A 19,835-nucleotide genomic window follows, 5' to 3' on the forward strand; every position below is an offset into this window, starting at 1 on the left:
GAAATCTGTTGCCCACCAACATTATCGGATGGGAGATTGCCGTGGTAGTTCCTCGTGACGACCTGGTGGCACCGGGTGTGCCGCTGACCGGTCTGGACGCGATCGATGCCGCGTTCGCCGAGCAGATGCGGCTACTGCGGGCGGTTTTCGAGGTACGTCGCACGGTCGCGGATACCGGTGACGGTGTGTTCGAGGTCGGTGGTGCCGTGTCCGTAGTGGATTCTCACGGTGCCGACACCGCCGGCTGGTGCGAGTTCTATCGGGAGACCTGTCGATTCGACGTCGCGGTACGCCCGGAGGTCGGTCTGATTTATGTGACGGCGGGCGCACGGATCGGGTCGGTCAGGATGCCTGCCGAGCTCGGCGCACTGGTCGAGGCCCGCCTGGGAGACGCGGGGGTACGGCTGGGGCCTGTCATCGGGTTGCGTGAGCGGCAGTGGGTGCTGCTGGTGGAACCCGATATTCCCGACCGGATCGACATCTACGCCGGGATGTTCCGGCACGCGGTGTCGATCGCCCGTGCGGGCGCGCAGATCGCGCTTCCCACCTTCGGCACCGGCCGTACTCGGCTGCGGACCTGGTTGCGCCAACCTCGCGACGCGTACCTGCCGGCGGGGACAGCGGTCCTCGCGGCGGTCACCGCCTGCTTTCCGGTCCGGACCGCCCCGCCGTGAAGACGCATTGAATAGGCGACCCTCCGCACACGATTGGACGTGTCTGGTGTGGAGGGCGACGAAACCCCCTGGGCTGGTGAAGGTCGACACGCCATCCCTCGTCAGCACCAGCCCGGGGGCGATCGTCTATAGCTTGCCTCACCTGGTGGACCTCAAGGTGCCGCACAACAACGAGGCACTGGGTGAGGTAGGAGGGAAGCCCCCTGGCTTCCATGATTTTCGGGAGACACTCCCCAGGGGGCGACCCGCACCACCTTCCTCTCCTCTGACGACGGGCAGGGCCAGCCTGGCGCGGGGAGAGGAGCAAGAGGGAAGTTCCTGGGCATCGAATCATTCGCCCCACCGGTAGAGCCCTGGCCAGAATTCCGGGCGCCCACAGGGAACTTCCTCACCGAGGACTTCCTTGTTCGGTCCGGTAGGCGTCGGACAAGGGAGGCGTGAGACCCCCTGGGCAAGGCGGATCGGCGACAAATCGCCCCGAGTAACCACTTCACGCTGGCCGGATTTGCCCAAGGGGTCGACCCGCGCAGTGCCGCGCTGGAGTCCCACACGAAAGCTCTGTGCAGTACCGGAAGCAGGCAGGTGCCCCGACGCTCGTATCGCGCGTGGCGCTCATTCGTACGAGCGTTCCCCGACGACACCGGCGGTTGGGACGTGGATCCGCACATCCGCCACCGTCGAGACCGGCTCGGCGGGTATCGAAACAGATTGAGAGACACCAGTAGTGAACGATCAGACCTTGACGGCGCTCCACTCCTGGGCGCGCGGGATCATTCTCGGGTTGGCGGTGATCACCGTGATCGACGCGGTCCAGGATCTCGCCGACTGGCTCGCGGGAAGGGCCGGGCAGCCGGGCCGCAACTCCGACTCGATCGGGGACCGGTAGGGGCCGCGAACCGACACCTACGTGCACCAGTTGCACGCCAGCTGGTCCCACACCAGCCGCTTGATGACCGAGTGGGCGGATTTCATCCTCTCGTGCTCTACCGGCAGGCGCCCCGCATTGGCCGCCCGCAGGTTCTTCGCCGCAGCCCTTCGAGCCACCGAACACTACACAACCCGCCGTTGCAGGAACCGGCGCTGTTACACATTCACCCGGCGCGGGCTCGTCAGCCCCGTATCGAAACAGATCAGTACACAACAACTTTGACTCATCCGGGGCTCTGCGTCGGTCGAGTCGTCCCGGTTTCGAACGCGCAACCCCGGCCCGGCGTACCAGCGAAACATCTCCCCCAGACTCTCGTTGAAAGCGACCCATGACACCGCTGTCCTCGGTATACAAGTCGACTCTTCTGCGTCGTCATCTCGGTATCTATTTGCGGGAGCGTCGCGATAGCGTCCGCTGGCGGTCGCTTGCCGTGACCGCTGTGCAGACCTCGGTCACGCAGTCGGCCATACAGCGGCTGGAGGCGGGTGCCATCCAACGCCCGTGCAGGTTCAAAGTCGAAGCGTTGTGCAAGTTCTACGGTCTCGGTAGGTCCGAGATCAAGAGCATCGTCGCGGTCGTCGATCATGCTCGCGCCGGAAGCGATCCTGTCGTCCTCGACGGCGTTTCCAGTGCCCATTTCGATCTGTACGCACAGATCGAGGAACGTGCGCACCGGATCGTCGGCTATCACGATGTCGTGCCGGAGTTGCTCCGGACCCCGCAGTATCACCGAGCGTTGACAGCCGGCGGCCCCGATCACGACGATCCGGCTCAGGCACTCGCCCGTGCCACTGTGGAGGTGTCCGCGCGCGGAATACTGCTCACTCGCGGGATCAACCCGGTGCAGTTGGATCTGCTGCTGGACGAGTCGGTGTTGTATCGGATCGTCGGCGACGCCGCTGTCACCGCCGCCCAGCTGCGGGTGGTCGCGTCGGCGGTGCGTTGGCCCAACGTGACGGTGCGTCTGGTTCCTCACACGGCCGGTGTCGTCGCGGGCCGGGTACCGACCCCGTTCACCCTATTGGAGTCCTGCACCGACGCGCCGGTTGTCGTGTTCTCCTGCGGCGCGGGAGATTTGTATTCCGACAACCCGCGATACATCGAGAAGCATCGCGCATTGGCTATCGCGCTGCGTGCTACCGCGATCGGTCCAGCGGAGACACAGTGCATCCTTCTCGACGCCGCCGCCCGCCTCGACGACAGGTGTCACAGCGTGCGGGTGCCGGGTACCCGTCAGTGGGCGGCAGAGGTCACACCGTCCGGCACGCCGATCCACTCCACAGCATCCGACCCAACGCCGGTGCATTGGATTCCCCCGCTGTCGGCTCTCCCGTCCGGCTCGATGGACATGACCGGCGCGTGACCCGCACCCACCCACGGAAAGTCATCGACCGCAGGATGTCATCGGCGAAACCGTTTGGAAACGAAGGAGTTCCATGCCGTACATCACCGCCGGCGTCGATCGTGGCCGGTCGATGCTCCCGCACCCGAAGGACGCCGGGGTACGCGCGACTTCTTCGCGGAAAGCCGGCAGACGTCCCCAGCACCGACCGCTCACGCCCAAGCGGGCCGGCTCGCAGGAGCGGTGAAGGGTGTTGTTGGGAACCGGATCTCGGCTTGGACATGATATGAGTTCGATCGAGAACACCGCGGCCGAGAACGTTTTCGATGATCGCGGAAACCCGGTGAGTCCAGCTCCGGCAGGCGCTACGAAGTAGGAGAGAAACCGATGACAGATTACGGACTCGAACGTTTGAGGCAGGTGCTGCCGCTGTCGCCGGGCAGCGCGGAGGGGGCAGTGCTGGATCTTCGCACAGTCGCGGAAGCCGAGGCCGCGCTGGGGGTTCGGCTGCCACCGGACTATCTGGAGTTCCTGGCCGTCTACGGCGCGGGCACATTCAACGACTTCGTATCGATCGCGGCACCGGCGAGGGTTCAGGTTCCGGGCATCGAGTGGTACGGCTCAAGCATCGTGGAGATCACCGGCACATTCCGCCACGCCGTTGCCACCGAACCCTGGCATGCCGAAGTCCTGGGCGACGGACACTCCTACATTCACTGGGGCATGGATGGCGGTGGTGTCTACTACCTTTGGCGCATCGAAGGCGCATCGAGTGCCGAGTGGCCGGTGTGCTTGTACAGCGACGACCTGACCGTTCTGCCGTACGGGATGGTGGAATTCCTGGCCAGAGCCTGCACCGACGGCCTCCCCGAGGAGCAGCGCAGGTTCCGCGGCAGCGACCACGAGTTTCTGCATTGGCAGGATGAGTACCGGCTCGTCACCGAACAGCTCGGCGACGCGTCGTACAGCGGCGGCTGAGCGCCCCCTACTCCACCGGGACAAGCCGAGGAACCGCAACCGGCGCAGCAACACGCTGAAAGCGGGTCGCCAACTGGCCCAACAACGTTGACGAAAGTGGCCGCTCAGCTAGCGTCATCAATCCACGAACCGGGTGGATTCATCGTCTCGGTTCGGCGTTGGTTCGGCTCGGCCACCAGTCGCAGCAGCTTGGTGAGTTCGGCGAGCGAAAGACCGGTGACCGCGGCGATGGCGGCGGGCTTCTCGCCGCGGGCTTTCCAGCCGCGCAAGCAAGCCGCTTGCTGGTGCCGGATCGACTCGACAGTTTCGTGGAAGGTGCGCTCGGAGTCTGCGAGCCGTTGCTGGAGCAGCAGGTAGGCGGCCAAGTCTGCTTCGTTTGCCTGCTCGCGTTCGAGTCGTTGCTGGCGTTGTAGCGCAAGCCTTCGGTGTGCCTGTTCGCGGGCGAGGGCAGTCTGTTTTCTGGTAGCCATATCGGTACCCCTTTCCGTCGGCGAGATTTCCGTGGTGATCATTCCGTCCTGTGGGGAGTCACGTTTCGTACCTGCGGCCCGGGCGGATGGTGGGCTGGATCGAAAATCCAGATTATGCCTTTTTCTTCGTTGTGTCACAAATCCACCGACATCATCATCCGATGGCCCGAAACATCCACCTCATTGATTCATCTACACGTCAATGACCCATTGCGATGCCCTCCCCCTGGAACCTCTTGCATTCCGGATAACAATCGCGCATCACAGAAATATTCGCACTATTCGACGATTCGAGCAGGTCACAATCGAAGTCCAGCCAACCCGACGGCGACCGACCAGAATCATTTCTGAGAAAAATGTCAGAAGAATCGCAGAATAGGCTGATACCACGCTTACCGTTTCCAATTCGGATGCGGTATTAGATCGTATCTTGAATGCATGACGGCGACGATTCATAAACTGTCGGCCGGAGATGGTTTCAACTACTACCTGCGGCAAACGGCGGCCCATGACGCGAGCGAGCGTGGGCGTGGGACTCTCGCCGACTATTACTCGGTCAAGGGTGAATCGCCTGGCGTGTGGATGGGGTCGGGTCTGTCGGAGTTCGACACGATCAACGCTGGGGACACGGTGACCGAGGCGCAGATGCGCGCGTTGTTCGGGCTGGGGAGGCATCCCAATGCTGAGGCGATCGAGGACGAGGTGTTCGCCGCTCAACTGGCCGCCGGTGCCAAGCCGAAGGATGCGCGGCGAGCCGCGTTGGCGGCTTCGCAACTGGGGCAGCCGTTTCGGATCCACCAGGGTGCCGGCGAGTTCCGGAAGCGATGTGCCGAACGGTTCACCCGCTACAACCTGGATCAGAGGCTGCGCTGGAACGCCCCGATCCCGGACGAGGTGCGGGCCGAGATACGCACGCGAGTAGCGCGCGACATGTTCGTCGCGGAATTGGGTCATGAACCGTTGAATGCCACCGAACTATCGGGATGGGTGGCCCGGAACTCCCGGAACGCGACCACAGCGGTATCGGGATTCGATGTGTGTTTCTCGCCCGTGAAGTCGGTGTCCGTGCTGTGGGCGTTGGCTCCGCGTCCGGTGGCCGAGCGGATCGAGCAGGCGCATCGCAGGGCCGTCGCTGATGCTTTGGCATTTCTGGAATCGCATGCGGCGTATACCCGGTTGGGTGCGAGCGGTATCGCTCAGGTCGATACCACCGGGCTGAGCGCGACGGCGTTCGAGCATCGTGATTCGCGGGCGGGTGATCCCGATCTGCATACGCACGTTGTTATTTCCGGGAAGGTCCGCACTCGTGCTGGATTGTGGCGGGCGTTGGATGCGCGGATGGTGTATCGGCTGATGGTCGCGGCCTCCGAGGTCTACAACACGGGCTTGGAGTTGTCTGTGCACGACCTGGTAGGCGGGGAATTCGCGGATCGCGGCGACGCTGCCCCGGGCCGGCGTCCGGTACGTGAACTCGTCGGTGTGGATCCGGAATTATGCCGGTTGTGGTCGCGGCGCGATACCGAAATCGATGCCCGACTCGGCGTGCTGGCCCGTGAATTCCAGGCCAGGTGGGGCCGGGAGCCGACCACGGTGGAGATGCTGCGGTTGGCTCAGTACGCGAGCCGGGAGACACGGCCCGCGAAACACGAACCGCGCTCGCGCGCCGAACAGCGCACCGCGTGGTGGGACGAAGCGGCGGGGCTCTTGGGCGGAGATTCAGCGGTCGCGGGGATGGTGTGGGCGATGTGCCATCCAACGGACATGGCGGTGCCGGAGGTGACGCCGGAATGGGTTGCGGCGGTGGCGGATCGAGTGATCGATGCGGTCTCGCTGTCCCGCTCGGTGTGGCAAGCCCATCACGTCCACGCCGAAGTGCAACGCCAGCTCCGCGGCCACGTGCGGTCCAGCAATTGGACCGAGGCCACGGAAGCAATCACTGCGGCAGCGCTCGAGGTCCCTCGCTCGATCGGCCGTACCCGCCCGGATGTCTTCGACGAGCCATCCGTCCTGCGGCGGGCCGATGGAACGAGCGTGTTCACGGTAGCGGAATCGCAGCAATTCACCTCGTCGGCAGTGCTCATCGCCGAGCAGCGCCTCATCGCAACCGCACGTCGGACGGGTTACCGCACGGTGGATGACGCGGCGATCGATCTCGCGCTGCTGGAGTACGCGGCCAACAATGGCGGGCGCGAACTCAATGCCGGGCAAGCCGCTCTTGTGCTGGAATTCGCCACGTCCGGTCGGGCTTTGCAGGTCGCGGTCGCACCGGCCGGTACGGGTAAAACCGTGGCGATGCAGGTGCTGGTTCGTGCCTGGCTGGGCGAGGGCGGAAACGTGGTCGGGCTCGCACCGACCGCCGCGTCAGCGGCCCAGTTGCAGAAGGAAATCGACGCCGAAATCCCGGTCGACACCATTGACAGGCTGACCTACCTGCTCACCCATCTCACACCCGCTACGGCGGCCCGTTACCCGGTGCCGCGGTGGGTACACCGGATCGGGCCGGGCACCTTGGTGATCATCGACGAGGCCGCGAAAGCCTCGACCCGGCAACTGGATCTGGTCGTCGATTTCGTGACACGGCGCGGTGGAGTTGTCCGGGCGATCGGCGATAACAAGCAACTGGCGTCGATCGCGGCGGGTGGAGTTCTACGCGACATCGTCGAGACCGCGGGCGCTTCCACGCTGTCGCAGGTGATGCGGTTCGGCGATCCCGCCGAGGCCGCCGCTACCTTGGCGATCCGGGCGGGAGATCCCGCTGCCATCGCCTTCTACACCGACCGAGAGCGTGTCCATTCGGGTGCGCTGGAGGCTGTTCTCGACGCCTCGTACAACGCATGGCGAGCCGATCGCGCCGTCGGATTGGAATCGGTGATGCTCGCGATGACCCGCCAGATCGTGTCCGTCCTCAACAGCCGTGCCCGCGCGGATCGACTCGCCGAAGCGGGCCTACCCGATGCCGAAGTCCCGCTGTCGGACGGGCTTCGAGCATCCTGCGGCGATCTGATCTGCACCCGCCGCAACAATTCCCGGTTGCGTTTCAGCGGTACGGACTATGTGCGCAACGGCTACCGATGGCTGGTCGATTCGATCCACCCCGACGGCAGTGTCATCGCAGCCCACGTGGGCTCCGGTCGTCGTGTCCGACTGCCTGCGGAATATCTGGCCACCGATGTGACGCTGGGGTACGCCTCGACACTCGACTCCGCGCAAGGCATCACGGTCGACACCAGCCACAGCGTCTTCACCGGAGCCGAAAACCGCGCGCAGTTCTACGTCGCGGTATCACGCGGCCGTCTGCGCAACAGCGTCTATGCCCAGACTGTCATCGATGTCGAACATGCCCAGTTCAGCGAGCGGGCCGCGCATCCATTCACGGTCGTCGACCTGCTGACCGGCGTTCTCGGCCGTGACGGCGAACGCAGTTCCACGACCACCGCGCACCGCGAGACCTTCGCCCCCGAACAACGACTCGGCCAGGCCGCCGACGCCTACACCCACGCCATCGGTACCGCCGCCGAACACCTCGCCGGACCCGACACACTCGCCCCGATCGAAGCCGCCGCAGACGAGCTGATGCCCGGCTTGTCACAGGCCGGGGCGTGGCCCGTGCTGCGCGCTCATTTGGCGATCATCGCGATCACACCCGGCCCTGGTAGCGACCCGCAAACCGCGATCAACGCGCTGGCCGACGCGATTGCCGAACGCGACTTCGCCGACGTCATTGATCCAGCCGCGGTTCTGGACTGGCGAATCGACCCCACCGGCCGCCACTCCAGCGGCGAAGGCCCCCTGCCGTGGCTCACCGGTGTCCCACCGGTGCTCGCAGACCACCCGATCTTCGGCGCCTACCTCACTGCGCGCGCCGGTCTCGTCACCACGCTCGCCAACGAGATCGCACAGCAAGCCCGCTCGTGGACAGCCGCGACAGCACCGATCTGGGCACGCCCGCTCGCGACCGTCACACGAGGCGATCCGGGACTGATCGCCGACCTCGCGGTGTGGCGGATCGTACGACGCATCGACGACAGCGACCATCGTCCAACAGGCCCGGAGCTCCCGAAATTCGGGATGGCGCGCGCCCATCAGGACAACCTTGTCGCGCGTGTCACCACCCAACTCGGCAATATCGGTGACGCACTGGCCAAGTGGGCCGAAACTGTCGATCAGATCGACCCGCGCGTCACCGACGATGCGTACTGGCCGGTGCTCACCGAACGTCTCGACCTCGCACACCGCGCCGGAATCGATGTCCCGGAACTACTCCGAACCGCTGCCGAACGAAGGCCGTTACCCGACGATCAACCAGCCGCCGCGCTGTGGTGGCGCCTCGCCGAACACCTCGACCTCGGGGTGTTCGATGACGTGTCGCTGCGTGATCCTCTTCGCCCGAACTGGATCACCGCAGTCGAGGATATTTTGACCGCGCCGATCGCGGCGTTGGTCATCAACGACCCGGCATGGCCACGACTGGTCGCGGCTGTCGAGGCGGCCGATCCCGTCCGCTGGACCCCGGACAGCATCCTGGCCACGGCATTCCAGCTGATTGCCGACGGCAGCGAGTCCGGCCGATTGCCGCGTGCCGATCAGTGGGCCACCGCGCTCGCGTGGCGGGTCACCGCCATCACCCGACACCATCGAATCGCTCACGAATCGTTCGCCCCCGCAACCGCAGAGCCAGCAACGCCAACCGACGATGAAGAGTTTGCGATCAGAGCGGGCAAACCACCCGATACCGATCCCGAACTCGACACCACGACCTTGGTTTCGTTGTTCGGATACCCCGATCCCCGTGTCGCATCGTTGCCGGACGACCGCGATCCAGAATCCCACGCATCTCGAACTGCGCCGGCAGGCCCCGCAGGCGGATCCGATCACGAACCTCGGGGATGGGGCCTGGCGGAAGAGGCCGATCTCGGGGACTGGTGCCCGCCAGTGGATCCGAGAACGATCCCCGAGCATTTGGACCTTCCACCAGCGGAACGGGCAGTGGTTCTGCGGGCCGAGTACAGCGAATACGCCAAGACCTACAACGAACTTCGCAATGCCTACTGGACCGGCCGCGGACGCCACACTCAAGCCCTCGACGGCTACCTACAGGCGCTGCGAGCGCGGCGCGATTCCCAACGCCCACTTCTCCTGGCAGCAAGGAACACCCACGAAGCCTGGATCGAAGCCGACCGCCGCGCGGCAGAACACCAGGCCAGCGCCGAAGAACTCGCCCGCCACTCAGCCCGCGATCCCAGCAAGAACCACCACATCGACGACCTTGCGGCCCTCCTCCCCTGCATCACTGATCCCGTCGTACACGAACGATTCGCTGCTCAACTCGCTGACCTGCGAACCAACTCGGGCACCCCAGCGGAGCAACTGGAGTTGCATGTCGCCCGGATCTGCGCCGAATCCGCCGCTACCGCAGCCGAACACGCCAAAGCCGAAGCCGAAGACGCCCGCCAAGCCCTCTTCGGGGCGGCAGGCACCGCCGGTGTTGTGGCGAGCGAGGACGTCGAGCTAGCCCGCCTATCGGCGGACAGCATCGACATCGCCGAACTCAATGCAGCCCGATTCCGACTCCACTGGAAGGAGAGCCAGCTCTGGCGCAACGGTATCGCCCTGCCCAATCAACCAGCGGTGCAGGAACCCGACAAGATCTGGGCGACCGAGAACGAACAACCGTTCACCACTGCTTCGGTGCCGGACGAGACCGGGACGAATTCTCACCTTGCCGCGATGACCGATGTCCGGCTCCAACAGCACATCCACGATCTCCGAACCCAGCTCGCGTTGTCGGAAGCGACCGATTCGGTGTTCTTCCGTTGGGCACGTCCGAACACCGGAACATTCGACGACGAGCTCCTCAAGCAACGTATTTCACTCGAAAAGACCCGCCACCACAGGCTTCTCACCGCAGCGCAGGCCGAACTACAACGCCGCCAACAGATTCCGACCCGTCAAGTTGCCGTGGACGAGCATGGCAACCAGGTGACCGGATACGACCTTCGCGAACAGGTCCAGGGTTCGGTCACGGATCGGACAGCCGAGTCGCCGGACAGCACCGGGCTCGGGTAGTCCCGTGCCATGCAGGATTTCTCGCTACCGTCTCAGGCGTTCGAGCGGCACGCATTCGAGCAGCAGAAACAATGGCCGGACGAAGTTCTCATTCCACCACGGGTTCTGCTGCCGCTGCTCTTTGGTCGGATGCGGTTCCCGTAGATCGGTCACAGCGAATCCTGCCGCCGTGATCATGCCGATGTGATGTTCGAGGGAGTAGAACTGTTGCACGGACGCCGCCGGTGAGACCAGTCCAGCGACGTTGAATCGCTGTTCGACGGTTCGGACTCCGAAGTAGTCGTCGAGGGTGAAGTCCGCGGTGCTGGTCGCGGTCCGCTCGGCGCGGGCGGCATAGAAGCAGGGATGCATACCGAGCAGGATCATGCGGCCGGACGGCTTCAGGACTCGCGCGAACTCGATATACCGCTGTGCCGGCTGGGAGATCCCGTTCGGGAGCCTGTTCGCGACCACCAGGTCCACACTCTTGTCGGCGAGGGGCAGTGCCGCGACGTCGGCGTGGTGAAACGACATCGAATCCGGCCGATAGTCGGGATGTGTGCGGGCGGCGAGAATGAGTTCTTCGGAGGTATCGACGCCGTCGACGTGCGCCGCTCCGCGCGCGACGAGTTCACGCGCGAGATAGCCCTCTCCGCAACCGGCATCGAGGATTTCGAGCCCACGACAGTCCCCGATCAGCTCCCGTAGCGCCGGGTCGGTGAGTTGTGTCTGATAGGGATCCAGCCTGTCGCGGATGATGGTGATCCAATAGTCCGCGTTCACCGTGTACGCACGGGTTACCCGCTCGTCGCCCAACACGATCCCTCCTGGCCCGCTCTTGCCCTTCTACTGAACAGACTTCAACAACGAGGCACACGCAGCCCGTAGCTGCTTATCGACGATCCCTCGCTCGAGACGCTCACCGAGCGCGTGCACCAGGGTGTCCCTGGCCGATCCGAACGATGAATCATATTCCAGCACAACCGGAATCGCGGCGGAAACAAGATACTGGAGATACGCCTCGTTCAAGTCGAGCACATCGGTGGTGACCTCGGCGGCGGTTCGGCGCATTCCCCGGCCCGCGGCGAGCGCGAAGTCCGACGATTGAGGAATGTCGCCGCAGAACGTGGCCAGCGACCACAACTCGTTGCGCCGCAGCAGCGGATTCGCCATCAACCGGCGCTGATATGCGACCGCGACATCGAAGTCGTTGGTGGCCATCAACAGGCCGACCACACTGCTGCGATAGGCGAAAGCCGAAGCACGCTCCGCGGCGGCGGGCAGCACCTCCCTCGGCACGGTCCCGGTCAGCTTCGTCATCTTGTGCACCAGAATCCCGTGTCCGACAGTCGTGTGCAGCGAATTCGCGCCGGTGTCGATGATGTCGATCAACTGCGACGCCTGCTCGATCAGCCGAATCGGTTCCGCGAGCACACCGTCCGGCGGCGCGGCCATGACCATGTCGAGCGCCTCACTCTGCCGAACACCCCAGCATCGAGCCAGATGGGAAGTGGCGCAATGCCGATCCATCCGCATGATGCCCGCCGCAGCCGCCAGCGCGGTAGCCAGACAGTGAACCGCCCCGCCTTCACCCACCACCTCACCGAGCCGATCGTGTCGCAGCTCCAGGCCGGACTCGTCGCAGACACGCAAAACGGAGCCCAGATGTGCCGCGTGGCTGCGCATCCGCACATAGCCGGCCACCTTCGGCACTGCGGCGATCAACTGCTGAAGCGTCGCACCGGATACACGATCCAACCATGAAGCGTCCTGCCACAACCGTGACAACGTACTGGCCGGAACATGCGCCAGCACCGCCACATCGGCCATGCTCAGCAGATCAGCGGCGGCAATATCCGACAGCGGCAGCGGCGGAACCAACGCCGATGGCACCGCCGGGCGGCGATTCCCAGCGCCAACGCCAGGAACCGCTCCAGCATCCCCACCTCCTCGCGCCATAGCACAATGCTATGTCTTCAGCAAGAGATCTTCCGTCGATCGAACAACCCTCGCCCGCGCGTCGCCTCTCAGCGCACCATTCGGAATAGACCAGATTGTCCGATTCGGTGCGGTGGTCGTATGCCGCGGAAGGAGGCGTCATGCACCCCAACCCAACCGGCACTCCCCGGCCCGTGCCGACTCCCACACATCGTCAGCGTCCGATCCCCTGCGCTTCAACCACTCCGCCGCACCATCGTCTCGCCTGCGAACAAATCGCCTCGGACACAGGTCGCTGGAACTGGGTCGTAGTCGAAACACTCACCCGGACAGACCAGTACACGACGATCCTCGACGGGCTGAACCCGCGCCCCTTCTCTCGACTCAACCACTCCAGCATCGCACGCAACGGCGTCGCGGCCCGGCTACTGTGCCCACTCATCCGGCAGTGCGCGACCTCCGGCGCAACCCAGAGCAAAAGCTTCACCATGCCCGACAACCGCGTCATCCGCATGCTCGCCGTCCCCGTACTCGGCATCTCCCAACACGTCTACGCGGTTTCCATCTGGGCCGGCGGCTACGATGATCCACTCCCCCGACCACAGGTCGTCGGCCAGGTCGAATGGAACGCCACCGGACTCATGACCGCCTCACCCCAGGCGCAACTACTCCTGCGACTATCCGACCACGTCGGCCGCCAAGGATGCACCCTGCCGGAAATGTTCTCGAGTTTCGACCACTGGAACGACCGAGCGAACTTCCTCGCCCTGTTCAACCACTCGACACCATCCGACCACTGGATCGGCAGCGCCACAAAGACATTCACCGACGGCACCCAACACCGAATCCACATCGCCGCACGCGGCATCGGTACCGGCACCAACCGGACCATCCGCGCCATCGTCTGCGACATCACCGGCAGCCCGACGACCGCGCATTCCGACCTGTGCTCGATTGCCATCCGGCACATGCCCGTACCACCCGGCCACGCCCTCGCCATCGTCGACCTCAACACCGGAATCGTCCACGAATGGCTCACCGCCGAACACAGCCCACTCGCCGGCTGGCGACACCACCAACCCGAATTCGACCACGACAGCGCACTGCGCGTCGCCACCACATGCATCGAACTCGCCAAAGGAGTACGCCGGACCGCCGACACCACGACACGAGTCCGATTCCACCCCAACGACGAGTGGCTTCTGCTGCACGCTCGATGGACCCGAATCAGCAACGGCGAACGCCCCCAAGCACTCATCGACGTCACCCCAGCGACTCCGATACCGGCTGCCGTGACGAACTGCCGGGAATGCGAAGCCATGGCAAACCGGAGAACACCCCGAAGATAGCTGCACCGGAACTCGAAGTTCCCTGGTTCGACGATAATAAGATATGAACAGTTTCCGTCAGCTCGGACCGATCGATCTTCAACGTTTGGCACCTGTTGCGTTCAACGGCAACGGATCCGACAGGGGCATACCCAGCCCGATAGACTCCGGTCGGCAGCCGGTTCGGAACCCGTAGTGCAGCTTTGAATACAGGAAGGTTCCGAACCACCGACCAGGGATTACGGCGGAACCGTGTCACAATTCAGCGATTCAACTGGTAGCGGAATCCAACAAACCCCAGGTCAGCCAGGGTGGCGCTGAGCCGTAAGGCTCAGCGAGGATCTCAACATGTGCTTGACGATCTGCGGCACGGTGACCCCGTAGTGGCGCTGAGCCGTAAGGCTCAGCGAGGATCTCAACCCTCGCCCACCCGGCCCGCCGGGGCGGCGACCCGCGGTGGCGCTGAGCCGTAAGGCTCAGCGAGGATCTCAACGGATGCCGCACGAATTCGGGCCGGCGGGAGAACCGTGGCGCTGAGCCGTAAGGCTCAGCGAGGATCTCAACGGGGTCGGCAGAGCGGGGATTGGCGGTGTTCATGCGTGTGGCGCTGAGCCGTAAGGCTCAGCGAGGATCTCAACCTCAGCTCGATGACGCGGCCACCGCTGTGTTCGTTGTGGCGCTGAGCCGTAAGGCTCAGCGAGGATCTCAACACGGCAGCATCGTGTTTGAACGAGTTGACGGGAGGCAAGTGGCGCTGAGCCGTAAGGCTCAGCGAGGATCTCAACAGTTCCGCGAACACCGTCGACTTCTTGGCGCTGCCCGTGGCGCTGAGCCGTAAGGCTCAGCGAGGATCTCAACAAACGGTGAGCGCCTTGCGGCCGGAATCGGGGGTCGTGGCGCTGAGCCGTAAGGCTCAGCGAGGATCTCAACCGCCTCGTGGTTGCGGATCGGCTGGCCGGTCCGCATGTGGCGCTGAGCCGTAAGGCTCAGCGAGGATCTCAACGGCGTCGGCGAGCCGTGCGGAGTCTGCATCTTCCCGGTGGCGCTGAGCCGTAAGGCTCAGCGAGGATCTCAACCCCGGCTGCTCGGCGCGCCCGCTCGGCCCGCCACTGTGGCGCTGAGCCGTAAGGCTCAGCGAGGATCTCAACGCATTTCGTCTCCCCACTGCGTCGAATCGTCCTTGTGGCGCTGAGCCGTAAGGCTCAGCGAGGATCTCAACGCGATCCGGACCGCGATGGCGACAGCGATCAGCAGGTGGCGCTGAGCCGTAAGGCTCGGCGAGGATCTCAACTCCTCGTCGGTGAGCTCGCTGTAGTACTTGCGCCGCGAGTGGCGCTGAGCCGTAAGGCTCGGCGAGGATCTCAACGACACCATGAGCCCCGCCGAGGTGGCGGCGATGGTGGCGCTGAGCCGTAAGGCTCGGCGAGGATCTCAACTGCGGTGGCTGGGTCGACCCCGGCAGTGGTGCCGCGTGGCGCTGAGCCGTAAGGCTCGGCGAGGATCTCAACGAGGTCTGGTCCGCTGCCTGCGGGGCGATCCTGGTAGTGGCGCTGAGCCGTAAGGCTCGGCGAGGATCTCAACGAGGATGCTCATCTATCTACCGTCCTGCCGTTCCAGTGGCGCTGAGCCGTAAGGCTCGGCGAGGATCTCAACTCGGGGTACGACTGGTACCGCCAGTAGGCCAGGGAGGTGGCGCTGAGCCGTAAGGCTCGGCGAGGATCTCAACAACGCCAGGTACACGTCGTCGGCGGTCCACCCCGCCAGCGGCGCTGAGCCGTAAGGCTCGGCGAGGATCTCAACCCAGGGGTCGGTGAGGCGGGTCAGCGCGTGGTGCAGGTGGCGCTGAGCCGTAAGGCTCGGCGAGGATCTCAACTCCCCCAGATTGGTGACCTTGTCCTGCAATTGGTCACGTGGCGCTGAGCCGTAAGGCTCGGCGAGGATCTCAACGCGGACGGCGAGTGTGAGCGGGCGCAGAGCGTCCATGGTGGCGCTGAGCCGTAAGGCTCGGCGAGGATCTCAACTTCGGCCCACGGCGTGTAGGCGTCGATGTCGGTCACCAGGTGGCGCTGAGCCGTAGGCTCGGCGAGGATCTCAACGCGCTCGTCGGCCCGGACCTCCCGTCCCCGCGCGCGTGGCGCTGAGCCGTAAGGCTCGGCGAGGATCTCAACAGGCCGAGACCGACGTATCCGTCCGCGTCGCACGTGGCGTGAGCCGTAAGGCTCGGCGAGGATCTCAACAACGCCTCATCCGCGCTCGCCGCTCGGGTAGGTGGTGGCGCTGAGCCGTAAGGCTCGGCGAGGATCTCAACCCGAAGCCCGGTGGGATCATCTTGCGGCACTGCGTGGTGGCGCTGGGCCGTAAGGCCCGGCGAGGATCTCAACGGGCCGGAATCGGTGCCCCCGGGACCGTTCCCCCGCGTGGCGCTGGGCCGTAAGGCCCGGCAAGGGTCTCAACTTCAACCCGTGGTCCGGTGGCACTGGCGGTCTGAGTGGCGCTGGGCCGTAAGGCCCGGCGAGGATCTCAACTTGGCCCGCAGCGCGGTGGGATCGCCGATATGCAATGCCGATGCCCCGGTGGCGGTGGCGCTGGGCCGCAAGGCCCAGCGAGGATCTCAACTGCACCTGCTGCGGCCCAGCCCGCAGTGCGCAGGCGTGTGGCGCAGGGCCGTAAGACTCCGCGAGGATCTCAACAACACCTGGTTCGACGAGGCCACCCTCAACGCGATGGTGGCGCCGGGTCGTAAGGCTCGGCAAGGGTCTCGTCAACGGGACAAGAAGCGAGAGCAACGATGGGATTGGACGACTGATGGTGTTGGGGGCGCATAGCGCACATCAAATACCTACGGCGAGTGGCGGGTTGACGACAGGACCACGCCACAAGCTCGGTACACATTGCCGGTCGACGGCGGAGTGGGCTGCGCGGTTCGCGGCGGTATTCGGTGCCGGCGAGTTGGCTTATGCGTTGGGGTTGTTCCATGACGCGGGGAAAGCCGGTCGGGCGTGGCAGCAGCGCCTTCTGGTGGTCGAGGGGACCGATAACCGGGTTGGGTTGCCGCACAAGGAGTTGGGGGCGCGGCTGATCCTTCCGACTGCGGGGCTGGCGGCGCTGGCTGTGCTGGGTCATCACGGTGGGTTGACGAGTCCGCAACGGCTGCTGGCGGTTTTGAGCGAGGCTGATTCCGTCGATGATGACGAGATCGCGGCCCGGTTCTACGCGGAGGTCCCGGAGGCGGTGGGTGTGCGGTTGCGGCGGGGGTTGTTTCCGCAGCGGTGGCCGCGGGTGGCGGACAAGCAGGGGTGGGAGATGCGGCTACGGATGGTGTTCTCGGCGTTAGTTGACGCCGATCATCTCGATACCGCCGCGCATCGACACGGGTCGGTCGGGCCGCGAGTCGCGGCCGCGGTGGACATGGGCGCGCTGGCCGCTCGGTTCGAGCAGCGCCGAGCCGATCTGCTGGCCGAATCGGCCACCGGTGAGATCGCAGCGCTGCGCGAGCAGGTGTACCAGGCGGCAGTTGCTGCGGCGGCCACCGGGCCTGGCTTGTTTCGACTGGCAGCACCCACCGGGTTGGGGAAGACGTTCGCGCAGGGCGCTTTCGCGCTGCATCACGCGGCGCGGTGGGGCAAGGCCAGGGTCATTGTCGCGGTCCCTTTCATAACGATCACCGAGCAGAACGCGGCGGTGTATCGAACATTGCTGGACGATGCCGAGCAGCCCGTGGTGCTGGAGCATCATTCGAGTGTCCGGTTCGATTCCGACGACGATGCGCAGGATTCGACCGACGGTCGATGGGCACGGCTGGCGTCGGAGAATTGGGATGCGCCGTTCGTAGTGACGACAACAGTGCAGTTGTTCGAATCGCTGTTCGGCCGCAAGCCCTCTCAGGTGCGCAAAGTACATCGGCTCGCCGGAGCGGTGGTGATACTCGATGAGGTGCAGGCGCTACCGCCCCGGTTGCTTCTTCCGATCTTGAGCGGACTACGCACTCTGGTCGAGGATTTCGGGACGACGGTTCTGCTGACCTCGGCGACGCAGCCCGAGTTCCAGGCGCTGTCGGAATGGAGATCCTCGCAGGATCGCGAGGGTGTGCAGATCACCGAGATCATCGCCGACCCGCAACCATTGTTCGTCCGAGCGCGGCGGGTCCGGTATGAGTGGCGCCTCGATCCGCAGCCGACGTGGGAGGAGATCGCCGACGAGATCGCCGCGCAGCCACAGGCTTTGGTGATTGTGAACTCGGTGGCCGACGCCCGCGACCTCTACCAGTTGCTGGCTGATCGCCGTGAGGATGTGTGGCACCTGTCGACTCGACTCTGTCCACAGCATCGCCGACTCGTACTGGACACCGTCACGACGCGGCTACGCGATGGCGCGCCCACCGTGGTTGTGTCGACCCAACTGGTCGAGGCCGGAGTGGACCTCTCGTTCCCTGTGGTGTGGCGGGCACTGGCGCCCGCGGACTCGCTGCAACAAGCCGGTGGGCGCTCGAACCGACACGGTGAATGCGCCGAATCCGGATTGGTCGTGGTGTTCGATCCCGTCGACGGCTGCTCCCCCACCGACTACCGACGCCCGTGCGACCTGACTGTCAAACACTTCGGCCCCGACGGCCCACCACTCGACGACCAACAAGCCCTGGCCCGCTACTACCGTGAACTCTACAGCGACCTACAACTCGACCACCGCCCCCTCGACCAGACGAAATGGTCAGCGGGACAGTGGGTTCAGCACAACCGATCGAATCTGGACTTCCACTCCGTCACGGACGGACCGCTGCTCGATTCCAACGGAACCACCAAACGCGACCCGCGCAAGGCATTCCGGATGATCGAAGACGACACCGCGCCGGTCGTGATCACCGAATCCAGCAACAACATCGAACCCTTGCTCGCCGATCTCGCGGCAGGAACGATCCGCGCCGGATCCGCTCTCCGCCGTCTCCAACCATGGATAGTGCAACTGCGCACCAACACCGCGAATCGCCCGGACGTCGCAGCGCTGCTGACCCCTGTCGCGGGCGACCTCGCCCGCTGGGACGGCGTCTACGACTGGGATCCGGCCACCTGCCGTGGGGTCGGGCTCGATGAAGGCGCGTTCGACTCGGTATTCTGAGCGAACCGGTCAGTCCGACGGGCAGCGGAGCCGATTTCCGCTGCGCCCGAGGCGACCGGAGCCTTCGGGCGCGGCGCAGAGCATGGTCTCTGCGAGGATCTCAACCGCCATCTAAGTCGGGATGCCTGAAACCTCCTGGTGTGCTGGACGATCCAACACACCAGGAGCGCACTTTCGAGCACCCATATACGAGGCGGATTCAGCGCCGCAGCGAAATAGACACTTGCAGAATGCAATTCTCGTCCGAGCACTTCAGCTCCGCTACCCGCATCCTCATCACGTAGGTCCCGGAAAGCATACGAGCGGACCGATCGGTTCGCTCACTAACACCGATCTCAGCATGACGAATCCAGCCTCGCAATGTCTCGCGGGGCACCCCAAACCTGCCAGCCAGATCCGCGATCGTCGGCCGGGGATTCGACTCCCGATATACACAGATCGCCTGCTCCTTAAACTCATTGGCGTACTTCCGCGCCACCACCAACCACTCCTTTCGATCCCACCAGACCACAATCAGCACCCGCCGACGATGCGGGCGACACAACCGATCGAAGCGGCTACCTTCATGAGATTCCGACAGCTAAGTCGTGATCCCTGTAACCCTCCGCAACGGTACGCCAGAACCGAGGCGAAGACAACGGTTCCGGCTCGAAAACCCCTATGTGCGACAATAGGTTTCACAGACTGAGCGGTTGTTTGGGCGTGCACGCGAGGCCATCGAAGGAGTCAAATCTGGCTACCATCAACTGGATCCAGACTCCGCTTCATCTGAGCCGACTCGAACAGGGAGGAATGCGGTCTTCACGTACCTTGGTCAAACAGGGGAACACCGGTGCCTCATCGAGTCCGAACAGCTCCGCCAGACCTGACCGGTCGGTCTTCAAATGGCTGGTTCCCTGTTGTGTTCAACGGCACCGGATCCGACAGAAGCAAGCACACAATAGACTTCGGTCCGCATCAGTTCGGAACGTGTAATGCAGAAGGGTTCCCAACCATTAACCAGGGATACGGGGGAGCGTG

At 64.5% G+C, this 19,835-nt stretch carries 11 protein-coding genes and 1 CRISPR repeat array; of the genes, 7 read left to right on the forward strand and 4 right to left on the reverse strand.

Annotated elements, in window-relative coordinates:
• The first annotated feature begins 41 nt into the window (after window positions 1-41).
• The 4 genes from D5S18_RS08040 (at window position 42) to D5S18_RS08050 (ending at window position 3,922) form a co-directional block, all read left to right on the forward strand.
• Window positions 42-674, forward strand: a complete 633-nt coding sequence (locus D5S18_RS08040) for a hypothetical protein (protein ID WP_147403896.1) — start codon at window positions 42-44, stop codon at window positions 672-674.
• A gap of 724 nt (window positions 675-1,398) precedes the next feature.
• The gene (locus tag D5S18_RS34805) at window positions 1,399-1,560 is read left to right on the forward strand and encodes a hypothetical protein (protein WP_158607835.1); all 162 of its coding nucleotides are present in this window, start codon (window positions 1,399-1,401) and stop codon (window positions 1,558-1,560) included.
• A 370-nt stretch (window positions 1,561-1,930) separates the two neighbouring features.
• Window positions 1,931-2,965, forward strand: a complete 1,035-nt coding sequence (locus tag D5S18_RS08045) for a helix-turn-helix domain-containing protein (protein WP_120039199.1) — start codon at window positions 1,931-1,933, stop codon at window positions 2,963-2,965.
• 366 nt (window positions 2,966-3,331) lie between these two features.
• Window positions 3,332-3,922, forward strand: a complete 591-nt coding sequence (locus D5S18_RS08050) for an SMI1/KNR4 family protein (protein ID WP_120039200.1) — start codon at window positions 3,332-3,334, stop codon at window positions 3,920-3,922.
• A 104-nt stretch (window positions 3,923-4,026) separates the two neighbouring features.
• Here the strand turns inward: D5S18_RS08050 and D5S18_RS34395 are convergent, their stop codons facing one another.
• On the reverse strand, window positions 4,027-4,434 hold the full coding sequence (locus D5S18_RS34395; protein WP_147403897.1) for a hypothetical protein: 408 nt from the start codon (window positions 4,432-4,434) through the stop codon (window positions 4,027-4,029).
• A gap of 396 nt (window positions 4,435-4,830) precedes the next feature.
• On the opposite strand from D5S18_RS34395, the gene mobF reads away from it, so the two are divergent.
• On the forward strand, window positions 4,831-10,458 hold the full coding sequence (mobF, locus tag D5S18_RS08060) for a MobF family relaxase (RefSeq protein WP_120039202.1): 5,628 nt from the start codon (window positions 4,831-4,833) through the stop codon (window positions 10,456-10,458).
• A gap of 24 nt (window positions 10,459-10,482) precedes the next feature.
• Here the strand turns inward: mobF and D5S18_RS08065 are convergent, their stop codons facing one another.
• Both D5S18_RS08065 and D5S18_RS08070 read right to left on the reverse strand, forming a co-directional pair.
• A complete protein-coding gene (locus D5S18_RS08065; RefSeq protein WP_158607836.1) occupies window positions 10,483-11,256 on the reverse strand; it encodes a class I SAM-dependent methyltransferase in 774 nt (257 codons plus the stop codon).
• A 27-nt stretch (window positions 11,257-11,283) separates the two neighbouring features.
• Complete coding sequence (locus D5S18_RS08070) at window positions 11,284-12,330, reverse strand: hypothetical protein (RefSeq protein WP_147403898.1); 1,047 nt, start codon at window positions 12,328-12,330, stop codon at window positions 11,284-11,286.
• Window positions 12,331-12,536: 206 nt separating this feature from the next.
• On the opposite strand from D5S18_RS08070, the gene D5S18_RS08075 reads away from it, so the two are divergent.
• Window positions 12,537-13,724, forward strand: coding sequence for a GAF domain-containing protein (locus D5S18_RS08075; protein ID WP_158607837.1), 1,188 nt, complete (start codon window positions 12,537-12,539; stop codon window positions 13,722-13,724).
• A gap of 290 nt (window positions 13,725-14,014) precedes the next feature.
• Window positions 14,015-15,725: direct repeats of the CRISPR family, unit length 37 nt; unit sequence GTGGCGCTGAGCCGTAAGGCTCAGCGAGGATCTCAAC.
• 783 nt (window positions 15,726-16,508) lie between these two features.
• Complete coding sequence (gene cas3 / locus D5S18_RS08090) at window positions 16,509-18,815, forward strand: CRISPR-associated helicase Cas3' (protein WP_120039208.1); 2,307 nt, start codon at window positions 16,509-16,511, stop codon at window positions 18,813-18,815.
• Window positions 18,816-19,014: 199 nt separating this feature from the next.
• On the opposite strand, the gene D5S18_RS36360 is transcribed toward cas3, so the two are convergent.
• Complete coding sequence (locus D5S18_RS36360) at window positions 19,015-19,335, reverse strand: transposase (RefSeq protein WP_158607838.1); 321 nt, start codon at window positions 19,333-19,335, stop codon at window positions 19,015-19,017.
• Between the last annotated feature and the right edge of the window lie 500 nt (window positions 19,336-19,835).

The sequence above is a fragment of the Nocardia panacis genome (genome assembly GCF_003598715.1).
Taxonomy (GTDB): Bacteria; Actinomycetota; Actinomycetes; order Mycobacteriales; family Mycobacteriaceae; genus Nocardia; species Nocardia panacis.